This is a genomic window from Streptomyces tauricus, assembly GCF_014650955.1.
Classification (GTDB): Bacteria; Actinomycetota; Actinomycetes; order Streptomycetales; family Streptomycetaceae; genus Streptomyces; species Streptomyces tauricus.
On sequence record NZ_BMVY01000018.1, the window covers coordinates 16,944 to 39,232 of the forward strand.

The following is a 22,289-nucleotide window of genomic DNA, read 5'->3' on the forward strand; positions in this document are numbered from 1 at the left end:
GGCAGAACAGCAGTCCGCCGACCGCTACCAATGCAATGGATGTGCCTATGGAGGCCCGGTCGACCGTTCCGCGTCGCCACCTCAGCGTGCTGGTGGACCTGTCGGCCGTCGCACACAACACACGCGTCGTGCGCCAGGCCGTCAACCGGCCTGCCACCGCCGTGATGGCCGTCGTCAAGGCCGACGCCTACGGGCACGGCGCGATCGACGTCGCCCGCACGGCGCTCGGCGCCGGGGCGACCTGGCTGGGCGTGTGCACCACGGCCGAAGCACTCGAACTGCGCCGGGCCGGCCTCGACGCCCCGATCCTCGCCTGGCAGCACAACTCGGCGCAGAGCATGCGCCTGGCCACGGCGGCCGGCGTGGACGTCTCGGCGCAGTCCGCCCGCACCCTGGCCTTCGCGGTCGACGCCGCACGAAGCACCGGACGCCCGGCCAGGGTCCACCTGGAGGTCGACACCGGGCTCGCCCGCGGCGGGGCGGCGCTCCAGCACTCGGCGGCCCTGCTGGACGCCGCAAAGGCCGCCCAGGACCGGGGCCTGATCAAGGTGGTCTCGGTGTGGTCGCACCTCTCCCACGGCGAAGTCCCGGGCCATCCCACGCTGGACGACCAGGCGAGGCTGCTCGACGACGTCCGGCGGCAGGCCGTCGACACCGGTCTCGACGTCCGACGCCACCTCGCCGGATCACTGCCGGCGCTCACCAGGCCCGACCTCCACCTCGACATGATCCGGACCGGCTCGGCCCTGTACGGCCTGCTGCCGTACACCGAGCGCCACCGTTTCGGCCTCCGGCCCGCCATGCGGGTCACCAGCCATGTCGCGCTGACCAAGCGGGTCGAAGCCGGGCAGGGCGTCTCCTACGAACACGACTGGGTCGCGCCGAGCGCGCTCAACCTGGCCCTGGTACCGGTCGGCTACGCCGACGGAATCCCGCGCTCCCTCAGCGGACGCCTCGCGGTCTGCATCCGCGGCCGCCGCTACCCCGTCGTCGGGCGCATCTGCATGGACCAGATGATGGTCAACTGCGGCGACGAGAAAATGGAGGAAGGAGAGGAGGTGGTCCTCATCGGCAGCGAGTCGGACGGCGACCCCACCATCCACGAATGGGCGCTCGCCATGAGCACCACCCCGTGCGAGGTCGCCACCTACTTCGATCGCCCGCACGTCAACCGGCAGACCGTGCCGGCGCCCGACCCTGGACGGGCTGAACCTGCCCACGAGGTGCGGGACGGTGCGTTCCGCCCTCCCGCCGGCAGCGTGTGCGGGGGCCCGGCCACGGCCGGGCCGGAACGGAAGAAGTAGGCCGTGGCACGTGGATCTGCCCAACCGGCCAGCTCCCGCGCCTGCTCCTCGCCCGGGTCCGCGAGCTCGGCCAGTTCCAGGACACGCGCTGCGCGACCGGGCAGCAGCACCAGCAACCCCCGGGCCGCCGACAGGACCTGCCGGTACAGCGCGGCGGCGCGGGCCGGGCCGGCGCCGTGCAGAGTGCCCGACGTCTTCCCGTACACCTCTCGAAGGTCGCGTAGCAGGCGGCATTGAAGTGCGTCTACATGGCGATCATGTCCCTCGACCCCACCGGCAAAGACCAGGCCCGCTGGACCATGCGCTGGAAGACCGCGCTGAACGCCTTCGACATCACCTTCGACGGCCGCCTCTCCGGAGCCCGTCAGTAGCCTCAACTAGCCCACCTTACGCTCGTTTGACAGTCCCCCGGTGCGTCCTGCTCGCGTGCCTGTACGCGCGGCTCGAAGCCGTCACCGTAGGGCCCTCAGGGGTGACCGGCGCCCTGGGAGGGTGAGCCTCGGCGTTGTCAGTTGCGGCTGGTAGAACTGCCGTGCAGAGCAAGGGCGCTGGACGCGCCGGATACCTCGTACGGCGGGAGCAGGCAGGCACATGCGAGTCAAGGACGACCACCTCACCGAGCTCTACGGGCTCCCCGCCTTCACGTTCCCCGAGGAGCGGGACGCGGCCGGCGTCGCGCTGCCCGAGGCCGACGCCGTGGCCTGGCGGATCGGATACGAGCGATGGACCAGCGGCGAGCGGTGGACGGACACCTTCGAGCGGCTGTGCGCGGCCGTGGACAGCGCGCGCATCCGCGCGCTGATCGTCGGCATCTGGGGAGACCCGGAGGACATCGAACCCGACGAGGTCATGAGGGCGTTCCTGGGCGCGCGGGACCGGCTGACCGGGCTGCGATCCCTCTATTTCGGCGACATCACCGACGAGGAGTGCCGGCTCTCCCAGATCGGCCAGACCGACGTCACGCCGCTGCTCGCGAGCTATCCGGCCCTGGAGGAGTTCTCGGTCCGGGCCGGCGAGTCCTACAACATGGAGGGGTTGCACCCGCTCAGGTTTCCCCGCATACGCCACGATGCGCTGCGCAGGCTCGTCGTCGAGAGCGCGGGGCTGCGCGGCCACGTCCTGCGCGGGGTGGGCGAGAGCGAGCTGCCCGCGCTGGAGCATCTCGAACTGTGGCTGGGGGCGCGCGAGGACGGGGGTGACGGCGAGATCGCCGACCTCGCGGGGATCCTGTCCGGACACCGGCTGCCGCGGCTGCGGAGCCTCGCCCTGCGTAACAGCGAGATGCAGGACGAGATAGCGGCGGCCGTGGGGGCCGCGCCCGTCGTAGCCGGCCTCGACGTGCTCGACCTGTCGCTCGGCACACTGACCGATACCGGCGCCGAGGCGCTCCTCGGCGGGCAGCCGCTGACCCATCTCAGGAAGCTCGACCTGCACCACAACTACCTGAGCGAGCCGATGAGACAACGTGTCCGGGACGCACTCGAACCGGCCGGCGTCGAAGTCGACCTCGACCCGTCCGACGCCGAGGCGGAAGAGGACGAGAACGGCGTGCCGGTGCCCAGCATCAGTGTGGGCCCGCTCACCTACTGACCATCCTCCCGGGCGCGCTACCGGCCCAGATCCGTCCGGCACCGCCCTGGCGTTCCGGCCAGTCCGGGCACCCCCGCCGGTTGCCAGCCGGTTCGGGTGGCCGCCCACCGGACGCTGCAGCTCTCCGTCGGGATCGCGGCGCTCAGGCTCAGGCAATCCGGAGCGTGCGGTGGCCAGCTATACGGAGCTTCAGGCATCTCTGCTCCTGGGGGACGTCATGCGGGTGCTCGACGAGCGCCCCGACACTCGTCGAGCAGGCCTTGAGGCGCTCGCCACGCACGATGCCGAGCAGGGATCCGAACTCTCACGGTCCTTGCTGGGCTACCTCTACAGATTCGGAGACGTGGCACGAGGACGGTCGAAGCGCTCAACGTTCACCCCGATACCCTCCGCTACCGGGTCCCGTAAGTCGATCGTTCTGAGTGGGATCAGCATCGACGACCGGGATCAGCGACTCGTCGCCATGCTCCAACTGCGCCTGGCCCTGAACGGCAAGGCCCTCACGAAGGCCCCCTTTCCGACCCTGTGAACAACACCGTGTCCTACATGGTCAGTTCAAGAAGACGGTTTGTAGCAGCAGAGGCTTGCGGCGAGACCGACGAAGGCCTGGGCGGGAGAGGTCGACCAGGCCCTGACCGGCGGGCAACTCAAGGATCTTCTGGTGCAGTCGGCCAAACGCCCGCCTACGACCAGATAGGGCTGAGTGAGTCGCGGTTGTCTGAAGACCGCATCCGAGGACTGCTCCATTGCCACCAGCTGTGTTCTCGTCGGAATCAGGCTTCGTATTCCACAAAACTGCTCAAGTCTGGCACCGGGTGCGGCAACCCGGTAGGAATGTTTCATGGCCGACCTGGACAGTTGGCCGCCTGAATGTCTGCAGACAGCGGGGGGCGTGATGCAGTGGTGGCAGTTTGCTGTGTTCGGGGCTGCCGGAGGTTTGAGTGTCGAACTGCTGGCCGTTTTTCGCGGATGCGCACAATGGCAGGCGGCGCGCCGTACCGCCAGCGGTCGCCGACGAGCCAGGCCGCCCGCCTTACGCAGGTATTTGGACACCACCGCTCACGGGTGCCTGGCGGTCCTGCGTTCCGCCATAGGAGCCGGTGCAGCCTTGCTCTTCGGAACCAGCGGGCAGATCAGTGGGGCCTACGCGGCGGTGGCCTTGGGAGTCTGTGCTCCGGCCATGCTCGCGCAACTAGGCGCCTCCCCGCAGATCGCAAGCCTCGTGGCGGGGCCCGTGGCACCCCCGTCCGCCGGCGGAGGCTCCGAGCAGGGCGGGACCACTGCACTAGAGGCGACCTCTGGCCGAGGCAGCCAGTGAAACCGAAACTGCAACGCCGAGTGCTGAGGCGCCTTCTTGGAGTTCCTGACATTCCCGGAGGCGACTGCCGCCCGCCCGCCCCCGCGCGGCAGTTTGAGCAATTCCCTTTGTATCGCCGGGTAGTAGCAGGTCTTTTCGGCGTCGATCTGAGTCGCCCTTTTGTTCGAGCGGGGAGTCGTCTGCCTCTCAGAACTGACCATCCGGCGGAGCCCGAAGAAACCCTGTTCGCGGAACTGCCGATTCCAAACCCGGATGGAATCGCGCTTCTCTCGAAGGGCGCTCACACAGAATCCAAGACCCCTGGCCCCCCTCTGGTGCCGGAGATTCTTCCGACCTCGCACCCCGAGATCGCGGAGGATGCTCCGTACAGCGGCCCTGAGATCGTGGAGCCCCCACGCGCTTTGCTTCTTCTTCCCCTCGGCGGGGCCGACGTACGGCGGGCCGTGGCGACAGGTGCGTTCGCGCTGGCCCTGGCGCTCGCAGGGGTCTTCACCGCTCTTTCAATGCATCGGTCGGACGAGGTGAAACCGTACGGACCGGCCCTCTCCCTCAACAGGCCTCTCACGAACGGTGACTGCGTCCACGTCAAGTGGCCGGGCACCCCGTTCACCGGCGAACCCGAACTCAAGATCGTGAAGTGCCTGAGCGGGAAGACCTACGGACAGGTGATGACAACCGTCATGGCCGCGACCGCCGCACAGGCCCGATCCGCCGGCCCCGGGCAGTGCGAGCGGCAGACCGAGAGGACCCGGGCCAAACTTGCCGACGTGCGCTCCTACGCCGTGGTCCCGACCAGGGCCGGTTTCGAGGCCGCAGGCCGGCGCACGGCGTGCCTGATCCTCGACGCTCGCGGCGCACCGCTGTACGGTCCGATCGGAAAGTTCCGCCCGCTCGGCATGCTGTTCAAAGACACCGCCACCATGCAGAAGCAGGACTGTCTCAGTAGGGTCTCCCCGAATGCCGCCAGGTTGGTCGCGTGCGCGGGTCCGCACGACGAGCAGGTGCTCGGGTTCCACCGCATGAGCGCGGACACGACCCATGCGCAGGCGCGAGAGCAGGCTACCGAGGCCTGTCAGGAGCACATGCCGCCCAGCGACTACGGCTACGACCCGACGCTCTACACGAGCTCCTCCTGGGTGGGCAGCAGCAGTTGGAACACCGGCGCTCACTTCGTGGTCTGCACGGTGACACGCAAGGACGGCGGCACCATGACGAAGAATGAACCCTAGGAGGTGCAAGGTCGCGGCAGTCAGCGGCTCTACGCAGCGGACGCGTTTCGGTTGAGGTGTTCACGGATCTGTTCGTCTCGCCTTCACGCTTTGCGGGACAGAACGGCGGGACTCATCCGGCCCGCCACTGCGTGGGTTCCGGGCTCCGGTGATCACTGGGGCGGGTGCCGCGCAGGCGTTTGAACGCCACGCTCAGCGCGAAGGCGTTGGCGTAGCCCACCTTCCTCGCGATCGTGTCCACCGTGTGGTCGGTGTTCCGCAGCAGGTCCGCGGCCAAGGTGATCCGCCAGTGCGCGAGGTAGGCCATCGGTGGTTCGCCGACCAGCGCGGTGAACCGCCGGGCGATTGCCGCTCGCGATACTCCCACCTCGCCTGCCAGGCCCGCCACTGTCCACGGCCGGGCGGGGGTGCCGTGCAGCAGCCGCAGCGCGGCACCCACGACCGGATCGTCCAGTGCGCGCCACCAGGCCGGGGCATCGGCCTGCGGGTTGTCGAACCAGCTGCGCAGCGCGGAGACCAGCATCAGGTCGAGCAGCCGGTCCAGCACCATCTGTTGTCCCGGTCGGTCTCCGGCGACCTCCTCGGCAACCATCTCCACCGACGGGTAAGGGCTGTGCTCGGCCGTCACCACCAGCACGGCGGGCAGGGCCTGCAGCAATCGTTCGCTGAGCTCTCCCCGGCGTTCGAAAGCCCCGCTGACCAGCACGGGAGCCCCCTCCGTTGGCGTTCCGCAGGTCCGGGCCGGCCCGGAGGAGTGCTCGATTCCCTCGGCCCTTGGGCAGTAGTCGGCGCTGGTCACCACCAGCGAGGGTACGGTCGCGGGGTTGTCGGCCACCGCGTAGGGCGTGTCACCGCGGACGACGGCGATGTCGCCGACGCCGATCGGCACCGGCTCGTGCCGGTCGGGAACGATCCAGGCTTGGCCGCGCAGCATCGTGGCCAGCGTCAGCGGGGCGCCACTGGCCATCCTCAGGGCCCAGGGCGGACGCATGACGGTCTGCCGGAACACGGCGCCACGCGCCCGTACCTCTGCCAACATCTCCGACACGGCGTCCATGCCCTCAGCGTAGACGCCTAGACATCAAGTGGAGCTTCCCAGCCATGGATCGTCTCTGCGCCCGCCGGTTGGCTGGAGTCATGTCTGAACTTCCAATTCTGGTAACCGGCGCAACAGGTAAGTCCGGCCGCCGCGTCGTCAGTCAACTACGGGCCAAGGGGCTGCCGGTTCGCGCGGCGGCCCGTCACGGCGAGTACATCTTCGACTGGACCGACAGCGGCACCTGGGATGCCGCTCTGGAGGGGGTGCGATCCATCTACATCGTGCAGTTGGACGGCACGAAGCTCGTTCGTCCGTTCATCGAGCGGGCGGCGCAGCATGGGGTGCGGCGGATCGTGCTGGCTTCGGGGCGTGGGATCGACGATCCGCACTACGCGAAGGACAGCAGCGGTGTCTTCGAGGGCATCGTCGACAGTGAGGCCGCCGTGCGGGGGAGTGGTCTGGAGTGGACTATCAGCAGGCCGGGCTGGTTTGCGCAGAACTTCAGTGAGGGCTTCTTCGCCGATGCCATCCACACCGGCGAGCTGCGGCTGCCCGCCGGCGACGGGGCCGCCAGTTTCGTCGATGCCGAGGACATCGCCGCAGTGGTGGTCGCTGCGCTGACCGAGGACCAGCACGCGGGCCAGATCTATGAGTTGTCCGGTCCCCGGGCGGTGACGCTGACCGAAGCGGTCGCCACGATCTCCGAGGCCACCGGCCGCGACATCCGCTACGTCCCGCTCTCCGTCGAGGGTTACGTCGCGGAACTTGTTCAGCAGGGGTTGCCGCGTACGGACGCCGAAGCCTTCGCGGACGTCATTGAGCCACTCAGGGAGGGGAGGGACGAATACGTCTCCGACGGCGTACAGCGTGCCCTTGGCCGCCCGCCGCGGACCTTCGTCGAATTCGCCAAGTCCACTGCTGCCGCCGGTGGTTGGCCAGCATGAACGTCTTACCGCAACCGGCGTGACCGGGCAGAGCCTGCAGTCGCCCAAGGCCGTCACCGCCCCTGCGCGGCTGCGGCCGTCGCCGCCTGAGCATCGCGCGCAGGGACAATCGCGCAGCACATGGCGACGAACCAGCAGATCGGCGAGCGGGGCTGGGCCGGCTGGACCCGGCGGACAACGGCATCGTCACAGTGACCACAGGTGTACCGGACGGAGCACGCTGGGAACTTCGTGATCGTCGCGGGTATGGAGGTATGGAACCGGATCCGGCGGAGGGGCCCCACTCGTACGACCGTGAGTTCCTCATCGATCGGCGGATATCGGCCAACGGTCAGCGGTGCCAGGACCGTTTTGGGTGACCGACGCTTCGCGGCCGGGCCCACAGACAGAATGAACGCCGGTTGGCGGTACGTGCGGTCGGCGGCGACCGCACTCATCGACGCGCCCGCGGCTGAGAGGGCGAGGCCCTGGTCGCCTTTGCTGCGCCGTACCTCCGGGCGGCGTTCCAGGTCAGTCCGAGCACGGCCGTGGGCACGGCCCGCTGCAGCATGGGTATTTGAGAGTGAAACCACCCTTGTTCGAAGCTGCTGCCCGGGTAACACTCGTGGGCGGCTGCCGGTCGACGAGTCGGCCGACAGACCCTTTCGTACTACCTCAGGCGCCCCCAACCAGGAGGTATCGATGAAGAAAAACCATCATGGGGCCGGGTTGCTCCTTGGTCTGTTATCGGCTCTCACCTTGATGCTCGTCGGCTCGTCCCCCGCCTCGGCCTCAACCTCGGCCTGGACGTTGGAGGCCGAAGGTCAGCGGATATGTGTCTCTCCGCAGTACGGGTGGCCCAACACCTACGCGTTCGCCCCCGTCACCGGAAGCTGGTCGAGTGTGATCCACCTTGAGGTCAGGAACCTGCCCTCAGGCTCGTCCAGCACGGGCGGCGCCATCTACCCCGGTACCAACCACCACCTCCCCGACGGCTCCCTCGTCATCAACGGCCTCGTCGGGCTGTCGTTCGCACCGGCACCGGCAGGCGAGTACACCGCCGAGATCTGGGCCACCGACGGCCGGCACACCGAGTCCGACCCCCTGCTGCTCGTCTTCCGCGACGGATGCTGAACCCCACGACACGGACATGAGCCATGGCGCCCGGACGGCCGGCACCGACGACCGGGCGCCACACCGTGGGTGCGGCTGAATCCGGTGCTGACCGGGCAGCCATCGATGAGTTCGGGATGACGCTGGCCGCGGCGCAGACCGCGGCCCAGGTGTACTGCGCCGCAGCGTTGTTCACACCGCTGAGGGGTGGCTGGCCGCCGAGTACACAAGCGCAGCGAAATGTCGTCGGCCGGCAGCGGATACAGGCAGATGTGCAGCTCGCTGCGCCCCTGCCGGAGCAGCTGGTTGCCGCGTACGGCAGCCGCCCGCCTCGGCGGCGCAAGCGGGCTGCGCGTTGGCGGGTGCGCTCGAGGACAGGCTGCTGCGATGGGCGGTGGTCACGGCGGTGCCCGCCCGGATCGCCGGCGGCAGCGGTGAAGGCATCGAGCCCGCGCTGCACACTCTCGCTTCAGGCAGCAGTTTGTGGGGTCCGCAGTGAACCCAGCTCGGGACGAGCCCGTCAAGGAACACTCGCCAGGTCGTACCTGTCGACGGTGCCGGTGCGAGCTGCACAGTGGCGCGTTGTCCTCCTGGTGGCGGCCCGCACGGCACTGTCAGTGGCGGATGGCAGCATCGGACGCATGACAGTCCCCGTAGCATTCGACTGGCGTCCCTTTCTGCTCAGATGGAGCGGAGAGTGGGCGGATTCCGTGCCGAGCGGCAAGGCGCTGAGCGCGGGCGACGAGGCCGCACGGCAGGGACGGTGGCTGGGATTCCCGCCCGCGTCCGAGGAGCTCATCGCGGCCATGGAGGAGCGTCTGGGACGACGAATGCCCCCTTCGTACCGGGAGTTCCTCAAGGTGAGCGACGGGTGGCGGCATGCCGGCGGCTTCGTGTCCCTGCTGGCGGGGACGACCGACGCGCACTGGCACGACAACGAGTCGGGCCTCGCCGAGATGTTCGAGGAATACCAGGACGAGGACGCCGGCCCTGAGGAACGGCAGGAGGCCGACATCTGGCGGCGCGGGCTGCAACTCGACGTTGAATCCGACATCACGTACGTCCTCCTGGACCCCGAGGACGTGGGGGAGGACGGTGAGTGGGCCGTGTACACGTGGGCGAGCTGGCGAGCGGAAGCGCCCGAACGATACACGAGCTTTTACGAGTTCATGCGCGACATGTTCCGGGAGTTCCACAGCCTGCACGCGCCGCCGGCCGACGAGGCCCCGGTGTTCGCCAATGACACCACACGAGAGATGGACGCCGTCGTGGAGCAGGCCCGTCTCGATGCGCTACGCGGCGACTGGGAACGAGCCGTGAAAGCACTGGATGAGGCCAGGGCGTACGGCAGACCCCGCGCCACCGGTCTGGGAGATCAGATACGCCGACTCCTCGGGCAGACCTACACCTTGTACTTCCAGGATTTGGTGACGGATCCGCAGTACGCGCCCGAGTTGCTGCCGGTGCTGGTGGCCGAGCATGCGGAGCATTCGTACCGGGACGACTCCACGCTGATGTTTCACCTGCGGGGGGCCGACGAAGAACTGGTGTCACTGGCGTACGCGACGTTGGAACAGGTGCGGGACGGTACGTACCGGTACAGGGCGGCCGGGCCGTTCGGGGAGGCGGTCGAGCGGGCACGGGAGCAGGCGCGACGGGCGGACACCGGCGCGGCATGGAACACGCTGCGGGACGCGCTGCCCTTGTGGGAGCCGCTGGGGCCGGATCATCTCGCGCCACTGGGCTGGGTGGCCGATCCCCTCCTCCGTCCGCTGCTGACACCGGAGCGGGGCCGCGAACTGCTGTCGATTCCACGCGGCCGGGAAAACGGGTGAAGCCCTGAAGCCCCGAACCTGGGCGGCGAGGCCCAGCTGGGCGTAGGCGTGCGCCAGGATGACGCAGTCGTCCGCCCCCCCCGTTGCGTGGAGCGTGCTCGGGTGCTGTCGGATGGGGCCCCGAGCTTCACTGCCCCAGCGCTGCGCGATGTGCGGCGGATGACTGGAGCGGCTGGTTCAGCAGTTTCGAGGTCAGCTTCCGGCTTGAAGGCGGAGGCCATCAAGGGTCAGGTCCAGAGCGGCGATGAACTGGTCTCGGTCGTCGTGCTCCGCGAACTCGTCGGCGATCTGGTGCACGAACGGGAAGTTCGTGGCGTCGAGTGAGCGCCATGTCTCGGCGAAGCGCTGGAGGAACGCGTCGCGGTCCACGGAACCGTCGAGCAGCTCCTGCGGTACTTCCATGCCCAGGTCCGCTGCCGTGCCGACCACGACGCCCGTGATCGCCGAGACGGCGTGGAACCGCTGCCGGGGTGTGAGGTCCAGGCGGAGGGTCTGCTCACCGAGCTTCTCGTACAACCGCAACGAATTGCCTTGGATGTCGGTGTTACGCATGAAGTAGGCCGACAGCCACGGCCGATCCGCGATCGCGTCGAACAGGGTGATGGCCATCGCGCGCAGGTCAGCGATCGGATCCTCGCTGTCGGGCTGTCCCTCGACGGCGGTCAGGACCCCGCCGATCGCGTGGTCGGTGGCGCGGTCGAGGAGTTCGTCCTTGTTCGAGACGTACCAGTAGATGGTGCCGACGCCCGTGCCGAGCCGGGTGGCGAGGGCGCGGAACGTCAGCGCCGATCCGCCTGCCTCGTCGAGCAGGGCCACGGCCGCGGTGAGGACGGCCTCCATCGAGTGCGAAGCGCGTCTGCGTCCTCGGGGAGGTCCTTCGGCGGAGCGTGTTCGCGGGGGTGTCATGGCTCTCATCCAATCACAGCTTGCGTGACATCGAACGGCGTTCTACGGTAGAACAACGTTCCATCATCGAACGACGTTCGTTCATCGAATCGCGTTCCACATCGGGCGTCGCCCGATGTGCGGCGACGCTCTGCAAGGAGGCCAGTCATGACCGCGACCACTGAGCCCGCAATCTCCCGTACCTATCCGTCGCTCCGCGCGGCATGGATCCCGCTGGCCGCACTCTGCCTGGCCTTCTTCGTCGAAATGGTCGACAACACGCTGCTGTCGATCGCGCTGCCCACGATCGGCCGTGATCTGGGCAGTGGCACCACCGCCCTGCAATGGGTCACCGGCGCCTATTCGCTGACGTTCGGCGGCCTCCTGCTGACGGCGGGATCCATAGCCGATCGCTTCGGACGCCGACGCGTGCTGCTGATCGGCCTCGCCGTGTTCGGCCTGCTGAGCCTGTGTGTCGTCGCCGTCGACTCCGCCGGGCAGCTCATCGCCCTGAGGGCCGGACTCGGCATCGCCGCCGCGGCCATGGCGCCCATCACCAACTCGCTCGTCTTCAGGTTGTTCGACGACCAGGCGCTGCGCATGCGTGCGATGACCTTGATGATCGTCGTCGGCATGTCCGGGTTCGTCCTCGGTCCTCTGCTGGGTGGTACCGCGCTCGCCCACGCCGGCTGGCAGTGGCTCCTGCTCGTCAACGCGCCGATCGCCTTGATCGCGGCCATCGGCGTGCGACTCGGCGTCGCCGCCGACAGGTCCGACGACCTGACCAAGGACCGGCTCGACCTGCCGGCCGCCGTCCTGAGCGTGCTCGCCATCGGCCTGGCGTGTTACACGCTGACCAGCGGTGTCGAGCACGGGTGGCTCTCCACCACCACGATCGTGTCGGGCCTCGGCGCCGTCGCTGCGGGTATCGCGTTCGTCCGGCACGAGCGCCGCAGCAAAGCACCCATGCTGGACCTCAAGATCTTTTCCAGTGGAACTGTCCGCGGCGCGGCCATCGCGCAGATCGGTACGTCCATCGCGATGGCGGGCGTGATGTTCGGGCTCATCCTCCACTTCCAGTACGCCTATGGGTGGAGCCCCGTTCGGGCAGGACTGGCGAACCTGCCGATCATCGTGACCATGATCGCCTCGACACCTCTGTCGGAGTGGCTCGCGAAGAGGTTCGGTCACCGGATCGCCTGCCTGGTCGGCGCGGCCTGTCTGGCCGGTGCGCTGGCCGGCCTCGCCTGGGGCGTCGACCACGGGTACGCGGCCATCGCCGTGTGCATGGTTGTGATGACCATCGGGCTGCGCACCGTCATGACGATCTGCGCCATCGCCCTGGTCGAGGCGATGCCGGAGAACCGCACCTCGATCGGCACGGCGCTCAACGACACCGCCCAGGAGGTCGGAACCAGCGTCGGCACGGCCGTGGTCGGCACCATGATCGCCGCCCTGGTCACCACCCGGCTGCCCGCAGGCGTGTGGAGCAGCAGCCTCGTGCACTCGTTCTTCCACGGCGAGCGGATCACCTACGCCGTACTGGCAGTGATCGTCGGTCTGGTCGCGGCGGGAGGCGCCGCCACCCTCACCGACTCGCGCTCCGCCGAAGAACCCGCCTGAGCAACCATCGGCGAAACCACTCAGAGCGGCAGAACCAGACAGCCCGAACCGGCGGACGCGGCGCGCGGACGGCGTGCGCCGCCTGAAGGCGAGCCCACGCACATCGCCGGAGCGGTGGTCTTGGTCTGGAGCCTCAGCCGGCATCGGCGCCGTGCCAGCCCGGGCGATCGCGCGCGGGTGTCCGAGTCCTCCGGCCGCCTCCAACGGAGGGAGGATCAAGGAGTCGGCCGCGGAACTCTCGGGCGCGATCGCGGTGCATTGCGCCGTCACCGACCGCGATCAGGTTGCTCACCCGACTCGCGCCCGAAGCGCACCCGGCCCGGGCCGCCCTGCACGCCCCTCTGTACGCCACCGACGCTGCCGAGCTCATCGGCACCTCGCGGGCTTCCGCCCCTGTCTCGATGACCGCCGCACAGCCCCGGGTACGTCCCGGACGCCCTCGACGACCCGCTCACAGCGTCAGTGACGGACGATGCCTGACCCCCATCACCGAGAGTTACCGGCACGCATGCGGCAGGGCCGGCTGCGAACCACGCCGCCGAGGCGGTGCGATCCACCCCGGCAGCGTCCCGTATTTTCATGAGGTTCCTGTTGATTCCCATGGAGAGGTCCCCGCATGGACAGCAGTGTCGAGACGCTGGAATTCCAGGCCGAGACACGCCAGTTGCTCCGACTGGTCATTCATTCGATCTACTCGAACAAGGACATCTTCCTGCGCGAGCTGATCTCGAACGCCTCGGACGCACTGGACAAGCTGCGGCTGGAATCGCTGACCGACTCCAGCCTCACCGACGTCGGCCCCGCCGACCTGCACATCTCGCTGGAGGCAGACAAGGACGCCCGCACACTCACCGTCCGTGACAACGGGATCGGCATGAGCCGGGACGATCTCGTGGAACTGATCGGCACGATCGCCAAGTCCGGCACCGCCGGCCTGATGGAGAAGATCAAGCAGTCCAAGGACGCGGCCACCGCCGAAAGCCTGATCGGGCAGTTCGGTGTCGGCTTCTACTCCGCCTTCATGGTCGCCGACAAGGTCACCCTGCTCACCCGGCGGGCAGGCACCGATATCGGCACCCGGTGGGAGTCCGACGGCGAGGGCGCCTACACGATCCAGAGTGTCGACGGCCTTCCCGTGGGCACCGCCGTCACCGTGCACCTCAAGTCCGCCGACAGCGAGGACGAGCTAGCCGACTACCTGTCCGAGGCGAAGATCCGCCAGATCGTCAAGCGGTACTCGGACTTCATCCGCTGGCCGATCCGGATGGCCGGCGAGCGCACTGACCCCGACGGATCCGCCGCCCCCGGTGGCGACACCCTCAACTCGATGAAGGCCCTGTGGGCGCGACCGCGCGCCGAGGTAACGCAGGAGGAGTACAACGAGTTCTACAAGCAGATCAGCCAGGACTGGCTCGACCCTGCCGAAACCATCCACATGCGCGCCGAAGGAACCTTCGAGTACGAGGCGCTCCTGTTCCTCCCCTCCCAGGCACCGTTCGACCTGTTCTCCCAGGAGACCAAGCGTGGGGTGCAGCTGTACGTCAAACGTGTGTTCATCATGGACGACTGCGAAGCGCTGATGCCGAACTACCTGCGCTTCGTCAAGGGCGTCGTGGACGCCCACGACCTGTCGTTGAACATCTCCCGCGAAATTCTGCAGCAGGACCGCCAGATCCGCGGCGTACGTCGACGCCTGGTCAAGAAGGTCCTCGGCGCGATCAAAACCATGCAGGCGAACGACGGCGAGCGCTACACGAAACTCTGGACGCAGTTCGGACGGGTGCTGAAGGAAGGACTGATCGAGGACACGGACAACATCGAGACGCTGCTGGAACTGGTGTCGGCCGCCTCCACGGACGATCCGCAGAAGACCACCACCCTGCGCGAGTACGTCGAGCGCATGAAGGACGGCCAGGAGGCGATCTACTACCTGACGGGCGAGACCCGCGCGGCGGTGGAGAACTCCCCCCACATGGAGGCTCTCGCAGCCAAGGGCTACGAGGTCCTGATCCTCACCGACCCCGTCGACGAGGTCTGGGCCGACCGGGTTCCGGCCTTCGACGGGCACCCTCTCCAGTCCATCGCCAAGGGCCAGGTAGACCTCGACGAGCCGGCCGAAGGGGACAGGTCCGCCGAACAGGCCCAGCGCGAGCAGGAGTACGCCGCCCTGCTGCCATGGCTGACCACCACGTTGTCCGAGTACGTCAAGCAGGTGCGCCTGTCGTCGCGTCTGACCACCTCGGCGGCCTGCATCGTCGGGGACGCCCACGACATGACCCCGACTCTGGAGAAGATGTACCGCGCGATGGGACAGCAGTTGCCTCCCGTCAAGCGGACCCTGGAACTCAATCCCGCACATCCGCTGATCACCGCTCTGCGTACGGCGCACGAGGCCAACGCCGACGATCCCGCGTTGGCGGAGATCGCCGAGGTCATCTACGGCAGCGCACTGCTCGCCGAAGGCGGCGATCTGCCCGATCCGGCGCGCTTCACCCGCCTGTTGAACGACCGACTGACCCACGCTCTGTAGCCCACGGACACGGCCGGGCGCAGTCCGCCGCCCGCTTCCTGCCTGTCGGCCCAGCACCCCGGCAAGGGGTGCTGGGCCGCGCAACGCTGTTATCCCATGCTCCATGCTGACCGGCGGGGCCGGATCGTCCCCGCGTACGGGGTCGTCAGCGCATTCGACGCGCCCGGAGCACCACGTCGTCGGTGTGGTGAGCGCCGGCGCCACCGTCAGGTGCCGTCCGTGGCCGCTGTTCGTCCACCTCCACCTTCCAGTCATCGTCGAACAGGGCGGCGACCATCGAGGGCCAGACGTAGTCGGCCGGGTCGAACTCGCTGTTGTCCGCCTGCGGGGCGTCCATCCCCGCATGATGCACGAGCAGCAGCACGCCGCCCGGGGCGACAGCCGCGAGCAGGGCTCGCTCGGCTGCGGCGTCGGGGGTGCGCAACAAGGCCGGGTACTGCGCGGAGACCAGGTCGAAGGAGGCCGACGGCAGCGCCGCTTCCTCCAGCGCGCCATGGACCCAGCGAATGGTGAGGCCCGCGTCCCGTGCGTGCCCCGCTGCCCGCTCCAGCGCCACTCCCGAGACTTCGAGCGCGGTGACGTCCCAGCCCTGGCGTGCCAGCCAGACGGCGTCCGCGCCCTCGCCGCAACCTACGTCGAGTACACGTCCGGGCGTGAGTGAGGCCACCTCAGTCACGAGTGCGCCGTTGGGCTGGCCGCTCCACAACTGCTGGCGGTCGGAGTACCGCTTGTCCCACTCCGCCCGTACCGCAGGATCTCCGGCGTATCCGTCGGAGGAGAAGGGAGTGTCGGACGCGGGCGATCGAGGGGTGTTGTCAGCCATGGCCCCACCGTCGTCCATCGCGTTCCGCTCACGCCACTGTTGTTGCCGTTCCGGCAAAGCGCTGTCCACGAGGCCGGCGTCAGGTCGGCCGTGTCTCTCCCTGGCCTGCCGGACGCGGGCATGGGGTGACGTCCAGCGTCTCGCGTGTGCCCCGCCTCGCGGAGTGACGCGGACAGGGCCGCTGGAACGGTGTGGCATTGGTGTCCCCAGCCCCGCGTCAGCGCTGCCGGTCTACCGGTCGGGGGGATCTCCAAGCTCGGGCTCTCGCCTCCGTCACTGTTCGAGGCCGATTAATCACCTACCGGATACACGAAAATCTACTCTGGCAAGAGTAGACATTGGGGTGTGGTCTGGGTATGGTTCTTCTCGTAGCCCAGAGAGACAGCAGGGCCTGGCAGAGATGAACTGCCGGTCAGCGGTATGTAGTTGCAGGATGCAGGACGGTACGGCGGTGGAGTTCCGAAGCCAGAGCGGTTGCAGGACGGTGACGGGACTGACGGCCGGACCGGGTGGCCCGCAGTGATCAGGGGTCACCGCGAGCAGGACCGCAGTCCGCGGTAGCAGTACCCGCAAGTGCGGGTCGCATGATCCAGCAGCGCAACAGCAGAGCAGTACCTCGGTAAAGGCGTCGGCTGCGGGCGCGCGTACCGGGAGGTTCGGCAGTGGGGTTCCAAGCCCAGAGTGGACGCAGGGCGGGCGACGGGGCTGGCTGCCGAAGGTGTGGCGCTGGTACAGGCCACCAGTAGTACGCAGTACCGGTAGGTCAGGTAGTTGATGCAGAGGGACGAACGGAGGAGCGAAGCGCCATCAGGATCGCCCGGGCGGACATCTTGAACCCGGGTACCGCAGGACATCGACAGTGAGGTGGTCTCCGGTCAAGCAACCGCGATCCGAGCATCCCCGGCAGCATGCAGGCCGGGCGTGCGGACACAGAAGGCCGGCGCAGAACCAGGGCCGGCAGATGGTGTAGCAGTAGTTCCTTCGGGGCCCTGGTGCCGTACGGCACCAGGGCCCCTCCACGCGTTCCGCAGCTTCCATGACTTTCGCAGATGAGGTGCATGTGACAGCAGATGAGTCCTTCGGCCGTCTCGATGACGACGACTACCCCGCCTACACCATGGGCCGGGCGGCCGACATACTCGGCACCACCCCCGGCTTCCTGCGCGCCCTCGGTGACGCCCGACTGATCACCCCGCTGCGCTCCGAGGGCGGCCACCGCCGCTACTCCCGCTACCAGTTGCGCATCGCCGCCCGCGCCCGGAAGCTCGTCGACCAGGGCACCCCCGTCGAAGCCGCCTGCCGCATCGTCATCCTTGAGGACCAGCTCGAAGAAGCCCGCCGTATCAACGCCGAACATCACCGTGCGGCACGCGAACCGCACACGGGGAAAGCGGCCTGAGCTCTCAAGCCGGCGCCTGTTCCTTCTAGAGCGGCTGCGGGCGCCAGGACGGCCTTGCGGGCTTTGGCTTGGTGCCGGGCTGTGAGCAGTGCGTCCTTTCGCCCTCGCCCGGCACCGTGGCTGTTGCAGCTGGCCGGACCGGTACCCTTCCCTCTTCCGCACCGTGTCCCTGCCGGAAGCTGTTCACCGTCATGCGGGACCTGCCGGTCAGCTCCACCAGCCCAGCACGAGCCGCGGAGCGCGGCGTACCAGCATGGCGACGGCCAGACCGATGGCGGCGCCGGCGGCGACGTCGCTGGGATAGTGCGCGCCGGACTGCACCCGCTCCACGGCCACCAGAGCGGTAGGCACCGCACACACCGCCCCGGCAGCAGGCCAGACAGCTGCGGTGGCCGCGGTGAACGCGACGGCGGCCGCGGTGTGCCCGGAAGGAAACGACGACGACTCGGGCCGGTCCTTGGCCTCGTCGTGCGGGAACCACTGCTCGGGGGGCCGTTCCCGGTCGACGAGTTGTTTGCACAGCCCATTGGAAACCAGCTGCGCCAGCACCATGGCCGACACTCCTGCTGTCGCCGCCGTCCGGCCGCGCCACCCACCGGCCGCCGCCATCACCGCCGCTGCACCGCACCACAGTTTCGTGCTCTCCGCAGCCTCTTCCACCGCTGACAGTGTCCGGTGCAGGAGGGGCGGGGTGCCGGCGGCGAGCCCTTTGGCCAGCTGCCGGTCTGTACTGCGGATTGCTGCCAGCATGCTCATAGCCTGCGAGTATCCCGAAGATCACCGCTCATGCCTGCCGGCCGACGGGCCAGATCCCGTACAGGCGGCGCACGTCCTTCGGGCGTCGTCACCGACGTCGGCACCACGTCTCACTGCGGCGATGGACGGCGACGTGCGAGATCGGTCGGGTGCGCCGCCGTTCGATCAGGCGCCGGCGGCCTTCTATGGACAGTGGCGCGTTGTGGTGAACCATCGGTGTCAGCGGGCGTCGGGGCGCAGCGCGGCCGCCGTGTCGGTGATGACAGTGAGTGGGTCGGCGAGCGGTCGGCCGAGCAGTTGGACGAGGTCGGGGGTGGTGTTGCCGAGGAATCCGTGGCGGACACCGGAGGCGATCGAGGCGAGCATGGGCGGTTGGAACGGCAGCAGGGTGTCATCGGCGAGGAGCCGGCCCCGGTACTCGCTGAGCCCGATCGAACGGTGAGTGACTCCGAGGCTTTCGGCGATGTCGGGCGCGGTGATCGGTTCGCCGACCAGGTCGTAGATCCTGCCTGCGTGCGCGGTCGGATCGCCGGCCACGACGGCTGCGGCTGCGGCCAGGTCTGCCCGCGCGACCGCGGAGAGCGCGCCGTCGCCGAACGCTGATTCCAGGCCGTCGGGGGTCCAGGTCAGCAGTGCGGCGAAGAGTTCGGCGTAGAGCCCGTTGCGCAGGATCGTCCAGTTGAGCCCGCTGGCCTTGATCAGGTGCTCGGTGGCCCGGTGGGCGAGCGCGAAGCCGAGGTGGTCACCGTCGCCGGTGAGGCTCGTGTAGACCACGTGGGTCACGCCGTCGCGCACCGCGGCGTCAAGCACTCGCTGGTGACGAGCGATGACCTGGTCGTCCTCGGCATACCCCGCCGAGACGAGGACCAGCGTCGAAACGCTCGTGAGGTCGTGAGTTGCAGGGTCGTCGAAGTCGAGGCGCCGTTGACCTTCGGCGGGTGATCGACTGGCGCCCAAGGCGGGCACGTTGTGCTCGGCCAGCTCCTGGAGGGTGAGGGAGGCGAGCTGTCCGTTCGCACCGGTAACCATGATCATTGTGGTTCTGTCTCCTACCGTGGTTCTCTTCAGTAACTACGGTGAGGATCCTCAACCGACTGCGGTCGGCTCACAAGGAGGCAGTTTCGTGTCACTGACGCACACCGAGGTAACCACTGGAGCCGCCGAGCTTGAGCCGTGCGGACAGCCGGACCACCCCGACTGCGGGATCAGAGACGTCCTCGACCGGGTCGGTGACAAGTGGTCGGTCCTGGTCATCGTGGAACTCGCCGGCGGCCCGCGACGCTTTCGGCAGCTCCAGCGCGCCATCGATGGAATCTCCCAGCGAATGCTGACCCTGACGGTGCGCAGGCTGGAGCGGGACGGACTGGTCCTTCGGACCGTCTATCCGACCGTGCCGGCCCAGGTCGACTACCGACTCACGGAGACCGGCGAGAGCCTCACCCACCTCGTCAAGGCGCTTGCCGACTGGTCGCTCGAACACCGGGCGGGCATCGCACGGGCACGCGAGTCCTACGACAGTGACCACCCTGAGAACGAGATCCGATGACCAGCGAAACGTCGTCAACCTCCTGACCCGCGACAGCTGGCGTTCTCCGCCCTTGTGTGGGGGTTTGCTGGTTGCGGGTGAGCGTTGCCGTGCGGCGCGGGCGAGGGCGAGGGTCAGAACATGGTGTTGTCGTTCTTGGAGGTGGGTGGGATCACCTGGAGGACGTCCCAGTGTTCGACGATCTTGCCGTTTGCGTCGAAGCGGAAGATGTCGATGCCGGCGTACTCCTCGTCGGGCCAGGTCTGGTGGCAGTGCAGGATCACGTGGTCGCCTTCGGCGAAGGCGCGCTTGACCTCCACCCGCTTGCCGGGGTACTCGGCGGCCATGCGCTCGAAGTAGTCGATGAACGCCTGCTTGCCGTCGCCGACGTGGGGGTTGTGCTGGATGTAGGTGTCGCCCGCGTACTGGTCGATGGCCTCGGCGGGTCGGCACTGGTTGAACATCAGGTCGTAGAAGGCCTGAGCCGTGGTCTTGTTCTTCGCCAGGTCGCTCATGATGCCGCCGTAGGGTCGGGTGCCGGGTGCGGCACGGTGAGTCGGTCGATGAGTCGGTCGAGCAGCCGGTCGGCCTCGGCCGGGACGGACAGGGTCCGGCCGGTGAGGTCGGCGGGGGTCTCGGGGTGGGTGGGGTTGACGCGTATGAGGCGTGCGCGGGGGAGCTGGCGGGTGAGGTTCTCGCCCGGCCATCGGATGACGCCAGGGGTGTTGAATCCGGCGCCGAACTCAAGGATGAGCAGACGGGTGTCCGCCGCGGTCACCAGCCAGTCCTGGAGGCGGCGGCCCGACGGGAGATAGGGGTCGTCGACGAACTCGGGGCCGATACGGACGTTGATCTCGACCTCGCCGCCGCAGTTCGGGCAGCTGGGCAGGGGACCGGTGACGGCGCCGGTGGCAGGGTCGTACGCGGCGAGGAGCTGTGCGACGAGGGGGCGGCTGTCGAAGGTGGTCGGGGTGCAGGGGGTCGTGCACTGGTAGCGGCCGTAGTCGCCCTGCGGGGTGAAGATCCGGTCGGGGTCGAAGCCGCCCCGGGTGAAGAGGGCGTCCACGTTGGACGTCATCACCCAGTGGTCCTTGTCGCCGACCAGGGACCACAGCTGCTGGTAGAGGGGGTTGGGTTCCGGGGAGAAGCGGATGTCGTCTATGTGGACGGCCCAGTAGCCCCACCACAGCTCGGGCGGCAGGGGGACGCCGACGAGGTAGCGGGAGCGCAGGCCGAGGCGGTGCAGGGCGGGGAAGAGTTCCCGGAAGCGGTCTTCGTCGCCGTAGTCGTACCCGGCGGCGGCGCTGAGTCCGGCGCCGGCGGTGATCAGGACGCGGTCGGCCTCGCCGAGCCAGGTGCGTACCGTTTCGGCGGCGGCTTCCAGGTCGAACGCGGGCTGGGTCATCGGGGCCGGGTCCCTTCGGTCAGTGCCTGGACGTAGGCGGCGAGATCGTCGTCCGCGTACACGTTGAAGATCACGCGGTCGAGCCGCCCGGGGTGCAGGTCGAGCCATTCGGCCACGGTGTCCAGGGCGATGCGGGCGGCGGGCGTCTTGGGGTAGCCGAAGACGCCGGTGCTGATGCCGCAGAACGCGACGCCGCGTATGCCGCCCACTTCGGCGGCGAGGTCGAGGCAGGCTCGGTAGGAGGCCGCCAGCGCCTGTTGGTGCTGCGGGAGCACGGGACCGTCGATGATCGGGCCGACGGTGTGCAGGACGTATCGGGCGGGCAGGTGGTAGCCGCGGGTGATCTTGGCGGTGCCGGTCGGTTCCGGATGGCCCTGCAGGGACATGATCGCGTGGCAGTCGTCGCGCAGGCGGGGGCCGGCCGCGGCGTGGAGGGCGTTGTCGATGCACGGGTGCATCGGCTGGAAGCATCCGAGCAGGGCACTGTTGGCGGCGTTCACGACGGCGTCCGCGCCGAGGGTGGTGAGGTCGCCCTGCCACAGCACCGTACGGTCTGCTGCCCGGTACGCGGCGTGGGGGAGTGTGTCGCGGACGGTGGGCAGCGAGGCCGCGTCGGTGGTGTCGCGTGCCAGGCGTTCACCGGCCAGAAGCGCGTCCAGGACGCGGGCGGCCCGAGTGGGCAGCGGGGCCGGTTGCCGGACCGTCAGCACGGCGCGCAGGAGCCGCCGGGCGGCGGCGTCGTCGATCCGGTCCGCCGAGCCGGGACGCAGCCCGGCCCTTGCTGCCGTCGGTTCGTCGGCCAACAGCCCGAGTGCCTCGCGGACCAGGTCGGCTGCCCGGTGGTCCGTGTCGTAGCCGGCATCGGGCGGGAACGGCTCGTCCAAGGCGATGGCGGCGCGGTAGGCGGGGAGCGGCAGCGAGGTCGGGGCCGGGGCCGGGGTCGGGGTCGGGGTCGGGGTCGGGGTCGGGGTCGGGGTCGGGTACACGGTGGC

General features: G+C 68.7%; 18 protein-coding genes and 2 pseudogenes. 12 read left to right on the forward strand and 8 right to left on the reverse strand.

What is annotated here, in order from left to right:
- The first annotated feature begins 47 nt into the window (after window positions 1-47).
- The 5 genes and pseudogenes from alr (at window position 48) to IE278_RS24930 (ending at window position 5,441) form a co-directional block, all read left to right on the forward strand.
- On the forward strand, window positions 48-1,304 hold the full coding sequence (alr, locus tag IE278_RS24910) for an alanine racemase (protein WP_189775489.1): 1,257 nt from the start codon (window positions 48-50) through the stop codon (window positions 1,302-1,304).
- A gap of 224 nt (window positions 1,305-1,528) precedes the next feature.
- A pseudogene (locus IE278_RS24915) lies at window positions 1,529-1,675 on the forward strand (IS256 family transposase); the annotation flags it as partial.
- Between the two features lie 220 nt (window positions 1,676-1,895).
- A complete protein-coding gene (locus tag IE278_RS24920; RefSeq protein WP_189775490.1) occupies window positions 1,896-2,894 on the forward strand; it encodes an STM4015 family protein in 999 nt (332 codons plus the stop codon).
- Between the two features lie 169 nt (window positions 2,895-3,063).
- Complete coding sequence (locus IE278_RS24925) at window positions 3,064-3,423, forward strand: hypothetical protein (protein ID WP_189775491.1); 360 nt, start codon at window positions 3,064-3,066, stop codon at window positions 3,421-3,423.
- Window positions 3,424-4,613: 1,190 nt separating this feature from the next.
- Window positions 4,614-5,441 (forward strand): septum formation family protein, encoded by an 828-nt coding sequence (locus tag IE278_RS24930; RefSeq protein WP_246570585.1) that lies wholly within the window; start codon window positions 4,614-4,616, stop codon window positions 5,439-5,441.
- A gap of 112 nt (window positions 5,442-5,553) precedes the next feature.
- Here the strand turns inward: IE278_RS24930 and IE278_RS24935 are convergent, their stop codons facing one another.
- Window positions 5,554-6,498 carry an AraC family transcriptional regulator gene (locus IE278_RS24935; protein WP_189775492.1) on the reverse strand — a complete coding sequence of 315 codons (945 nt, stop codon included), beginning with the start codon at window positions 6,496-6,498 and terminating at the stop codon, window positions 5,554-5,556.
- An 80-nt stretch (window positions 6,499-6,578) separates the two neighbouring features.
- On the opposite strand from IE278_RS24935, the gene IE278_RS24940 reads away from it, so the two are divergent.
- The 3 genes and pseudogenes from IE278_RS24940 to IE278_RS24950 all read left to right on the forward strand — a co-directional run.
- Window positions 6,579-7,424 carry an SDR family oxidoreductase gene (locus tag IE278_RS24940; protein ID WP_189775493.1) on the forward strand — a complete coding sequence of 282 codons (846 nt, stop codon included), beginning with the start codon at window positions 6,579-6,581 and terminating at the stop codon, window positions 7,422-7,424.
- Between the two features lie 681 nt (window positions 7,425-8,105).
- Window positions 8,106-8,537, forward strand: a complete 432-nt coding sequence (locus tag IE278_RS24945; protein WP_189775494.1) for a DUF5980 family protein — start codon at window positions 8,106-8,108, stop codon at window positions 8,535-8,537.
- A gap of 620 nt (window positions 8,538-9,157) precedes the next feature.
- Window positions 9,158-10,348 (forward strand): annotated as a pseudogene (locus tag IE278_RS24950) (SMI1/KNR4 family protein); the annotation flags it as partial.
- A 195-nt stretch (window positions 10,349-10,543) separates the two neighbouring features.
- Here the strand turns inward: IE278_RS24950 and IE278_RS24955 are convergent.
- Window positions 10,544-11,191, reverse strand: coding sequence for a TetR/AcrR family transcriptional regulator (locus IE278_RS24955; protein WP_189775593.1), 648 nt, complete (start codon window positions 11,189-11,191; stop codon window positions 10,544-10,546).
- A gap of 213 nt (window positions 11,192-11,404) precedes the next feature.
- On the opposite strand from IE278_RS24955, the gene IE278_RS24960 reads away from it, so the two are divergent.
- Both IE278_RS24960 and htpG read left to right on the forward strand, forming a co-directional pair.
- Window positions 11,405-12,859: an MFS transporter gene (locus IE278_RS24960; protein ID WP_189775496.1), complete on the forward strand. Its 1,455-nt coding sequence runs from the start codon at window positions 11,405-11,407 to the stop codon at window positions 12,857-12,859.
- Between the two features lie 616 nt (window positions 12,860-13,475).
- Window positions 13,476-15,389 (forward strand): molecular chaperone HtpG, encoded by a 1,914-nt coding sequence (gene htpG / locus IE278_RS24965; protein ID WP_189775497.1) that lies wholly within the window; start codon window positions 13,476-13,478, stop codon window positions 15,387-15,389.
- 145 nt (window positions 15,390-15,534) lie between these two features.
- Here the strand turns inward: htpG and IE278_RS24970 are convergent, their stop codons facing one another.
- The gene (locus tag IE278_RS24970; RefSeq protein WP_189775498.1) at window positions 15,535-16,212 is read right to left on the reverse strand and encodes a class I SAM-dependent methyltransferase; all 678 of its coding nucleotides are present in this window, start codon (window positions 16,210-16,212) and stop codon (window positions 15,535-15,537) included.
- Between the two features lie 1,060 nt (window positions 16,213-17,272).
- On the opposite strand from IE278_RS24970, the gene IE278_RS24975 reads away from it, so the two are divergent.
- Window positions 17,273-17,611 carry a helix-turn-helix domain-containing protein gene (locus tag IE278_RS24975; protein WP_189775499.1) on the forward strand — a complete coding sequence of 113 codons (339 nt, stop codon included), beginning with the start codon at window positions 17,273-17,275 and terminating at the stop codon, window positions 17,609-17,611.
- 207 nt (window positions 17,612-17,818) lie between these two features.
- Here IE278_RS24975 and IE278_RS24980 read toward each other — a convergent pair whose 3' ends face one another.
- Both IE278_RS24980 and IE278_RS24985 read right to left on the reverse strand, forming a co-directional pair.
- Window positions 17,819-18,361 (reverse strand): phosphatase PAP2 family protein, encoded by a 543-nt coding sequence (locus IE278_RS24980; RefSeq protein WP_246570587.1) that lies wholly within the window; start codon window positions 18,359-18,361, stop codon window positions 17,819-17,821.
- 225 nt (window positions 18,362-18,586) lie between these two features.
- Complete coding sequence (locus IE278_RS24985) at window positions 18,587-19,402, reverse strand: NAD(P)H-binding protein (protein ID WP_189775501.1); 816 nt, start codon at window positions 19,400-19,402, stop codon at window positions 18,587-18,589.
- An 88-nt stretch (window positions 19,403-19,490) separates the two neighbouring features.
- On the opposite strand from IE278_RS24985, the gene IE278_RS24990 reads away from it, so the two are divergent.
- Window positions 19,491-19,913, forward strand: coding sequence for a winged helix-turn-helix transcriptional regulator (locus IE278_RS24990; RefSeq protein WP_189775502.1), 423 nt, complete (start codon window positions 19,491-19,493; stop codon window positions 19,911-19,913).
- A gap of 113 nt (window positions 19,914-20,026) precedes the next feature.
- On the opposite strand, the gene IE278_RS24995 is transcribed toward IE278_RS24990, so the two are convergent.
- Genes IE278_RS24995 through IE278_RS25005 form a run of 3 tightly spaced genes read right to left on the reverse strand, consistent with a single transcriptional unit; the run spans window position 20,027 to window position 22,283 of the window.
- Entirely contained in the window at window positions 20,027-20,407 is a 381-nt protein-coding gene (locus tag IE278_RS24995; RefSeq protein WP_189775503.1) for a nuclear transport factor 2 family protein, read from the reverse strand.
- Window positions 20,404-21,297, reverse strand: coding sequence for an SIR2 family NAD-dependent protein deacylase (locus IE278_RS25000; protein ID WP_189775504.1), 894 nt, complete (start codon window positions 21,295-21,297; stop codon window positions 20,404-20,406). The genes IE278_RS24995 and IE278_RS25000 overlap by 4 nt, the downstream gene beginning before the upstream one ends.
- A complete protein-coding gene (locus IE278_RS25005; protein ID WP_189775505.1) occupies window positions 21,294-22,283 on the reverse strand; it encodes a protein-ADP-ribose hydrolase in 990 nt (329 codons plus the stop codon). The genes IE278_RS25000 and IE278_RS25005 overlap by 4 nt, the downstream gene beginning before the upstream one ends.
- Window positions 22,284-22,289: the final 6 nt, after the last annotated feature.